The organism is Terriglobales bacterium (assembly GCA_035487355.1).
Lineage (GTDB): Bacteria > Acidobacteriota > Terriglobia > Terriglobales > Acidobacteriaceae > QIAW01.
The window spans coordinates 1-2,501 of sequence record DATHMF010000060.1; the positions used below are offsets into that span (position 1 = coordinate 1).

The 2,501-nt window shown below is 54.5% G+C and carries 4 protein-coding genes; 3 read left to right on the plus strand and 1 reads right to left on the minus strand.

Annotation, left to right across the window (positions count from 1 at the left end):
• The coding region (locus tag VK738_11680) for a Rieske 2Fe-2S domain-containing protein (protein HTD23308.1) at nucleotides 1–327 on the minus strand (327 nt) is incomplete at its 3' end.
• Between the two features lie 312 nt (nucleotides 328–639).
• Here VK738_11680 and VK738_11685 point away from each other — a divergent pair.
• The 3 genes from VK738_11685 to VK738_11695 all read left to right on the plus strand — a co-directional run.
• Nucleotides 640–1,170 (plus strand): prepilin-type N-terminal cleavage/methylation domain-containing protein, encoded by a 531-nt coding sequence (locus tag VK738_11685; protein ID HTD23309.1) that lies wholly within the window; start codon nucleotides 640–642, stop codon nucleotides 1,168–1,170.
• 325 nt (nucleotides 1,171–1,495) lie between these two features.
• Nucleotides 1,496–1,993 (plus strand): prepilin-type N-terminal cleavage/methylation domain-containing protein, encoded by a 498-nt coding sequence (locus VK738_11690; GenBank protein ID HTD23310.1) that lies wholly within the window; start codon nucleotides 1,496–1,498, stop codon nucleotides 1,991–1,993.
• A gap of 158 nt (nucleotides 1,994–2,151) precedes the next feature.
• On the plus strand, nucleotides 2,152–2,501 hold a 350-nt coding region (locus VK738_11695; GenBank protein ID HTD23311.1), incomplete at its 3' end, for an ABC transporter ATP-binding protein.

Sequence of the window (2,501 nt, forward strand, 5' to 3'; positions counted from 1 at the left end):
CCACCCGTGATATCCGCAGCGAAACAGTTTGCGCGAGCCGCAGCCTTCTGCGGGCGGGCCGGCGCGATGCCGGCAGACGTTGTAGAAACCGCGCAGCTCACCACTGGCACCGCGCACTAACAGCAACGGCTCACCTTGAAGTTCCGTAGTAAAGAAGTCACCAGGGTTTGTGGGTTGATGGCGGTGACCTACTACTTGCCAAGTGCGAGCAAGGATAAGTTCCTTCTCAGCCGCAAAGACACTCGGGTCGGTATAAAAGCGTGACGGGAGAGACCAGGCTCGGGAAATGTCGGGCTCGATGTGAAGGCTGTCGACGGGGATGCTCATGGAGATAGGCGGCAATTGTAAGACAACAGTGGTGAGCCATTCTCTGCTGTGGCCATGATTTGAGCCGTCCCAAATTGACACAAATTGTCAATCCCGCCCGACACAATCTGACACGCTTGACCCATGAAGATGAATTTGGGCAGAATTACCTGGGTAACCGAGGATCGTGAGATCATTGGAAACAAAGCCGCTAGACCCCGGGAGCGATGGTCCCAGGTGACCTTCGGCCCTGGCCGCTAAAATGCGAACATATTCGGCAATTGGGTCTATTGAGACCAAAATTTCTGATAATGGAGAAGAGGGAAACGAGAGATGCGTAAACAAAAGGGCTTTTCACTGATTGAGTTGTTGATCGTGGTCGCGATCATTTTGATCATCGCCGCGATTGCCATTCCAAACCTGCTGCGCGCGCGTATCGCAGCTAACGAGTCGTCTGCGGTCAGCTCACTGCGAACCTTAAACACAGCCCAAGTCACGTATTCAACGGGCTTTCCCACTGTGGGCTTTGCTCCTACCATCCCGACCCTGGGACCTGGTGGACCGAACACGGTGTGTCCTGCTGGTGGCCCGGTTGTCGGTAATGCCTGCTTGATTGACAGCGCTCTGTCCAACGCCACGGCCATAGCAACTGCGAAGAGCGGCTACTACTACAACATGGGCGTGACTGCGGCTGCCGGTGTGAACTTGCAGTACGCAATAGGAGGCGCTGCGGCGGCGTTCAACGTGACCGGAGTACGCGGCTTCTGCACGCAGGAAGACAACGTAATCAGGTTCGTGACGCCTCTGAATGGTATTCCACTCACCACCAACGCGGCGTGCCAAGCCTATACCCTGTTGAACTAGGCTGAGCGGAATTTGGCAGAGTGCCTGGGGGAGGGTACGAAAGCCAGGAGCACCGGATGATAATCCGGTGCTCCTCTGCATTTTGCAGACTTCTTGCCTGGTAACCCTTTCCGCTTGCTTCACTCGAGTATCGCAATTTGTCGCTCTCCGTCGACAAATCCTGTCTTCTGGTCAGCAGACCTTCTTCGGACCTCAGCCAAAGAAACCCAAGTTGTTGATTTGCTTCATCTGCCTACGAACTACGGTAATTTCGCGTGTTCTTCGACTGGCGAACAAAGTGCTACATCCTTATGGGGAATAGGACGCTCCCATTGAAAGGCCTAGGATGAGCCGAGACAGAGGATTTTCACTGATCGAGCTGCTGATCGTCGTGGCGATAATCCTAATTATCGCGGCGGTGGCCATTCCCAACTTCCTGCGGGCACGTATTTCAGCGGATGAGGCCTCGGCGGGGAGTTCGGTACGTAAGATAGCGACCGCGGAGTACGCCTACAACGCATCGTATCCTGACGTGGGGTTTGCCGTTGATCTGGCCAGTTTGGGCGGACCGGCGGCTTGTAGTCCCACCTCGGCTAGTGCGTGCATACTGGACAGTGTTCTAACCACCGGAGTGAAAACTGGATATACTTTCCTGGCTGCAGGATTTTCGCCGAGTGGAGGTGCGAATACTTCCTTCGTGACCTCATCGGCTCCCCAGAACTTCAATATCACCGGCGTCCGCAACTTCTGTATTGTGACCGACGGAGTGTTGCGAATCGACCCAGGCGGCGCGCCCCCAGCCGCTGATGTCCCGACCTGCACCGCCTATCCGATGCGGCAATAGAGGCAGCAAAAACGCCTCGACAGAAGAGCCGCCAAGAGATCCAACAACAACCGAAAGCTTCGGTGTTTTGAACTTCGGTAATCACGGGAGCAACATCCGCCCGTCTCGATTTTGCTTATAATTTGTAGGCACAGAATGCGATTAATCTGGTACCTGCCATGGCCGCAATTGAAATCCTTGGATTAGAAAAGACTTACAGCGTAGGCTTCTGGCGCAAAAAGCCCAAATGCGCTTTGAAGCCTCTCCATCTGAGCGTCGAGGAAGGCGAGATTTTTGGTTTTCTGGGGCCGAATGGAGCGGGCAAGACGACCACACTAAAGCTGTTAATGGGCCTGGTATTCCCGACGTCCGGCTCAGCCCGCATTCTAGGGATGGAAGTCGATGATCCAAGGATGAAGGCACAAATTGGCTTTCTTCCCGAACAGCCCTATTTTTACGATTACCTTACCGCCCGTGAATTACTCAACTACTACGGACAGCTATCCGGAGTGGCAGCGAAAGAACGGGC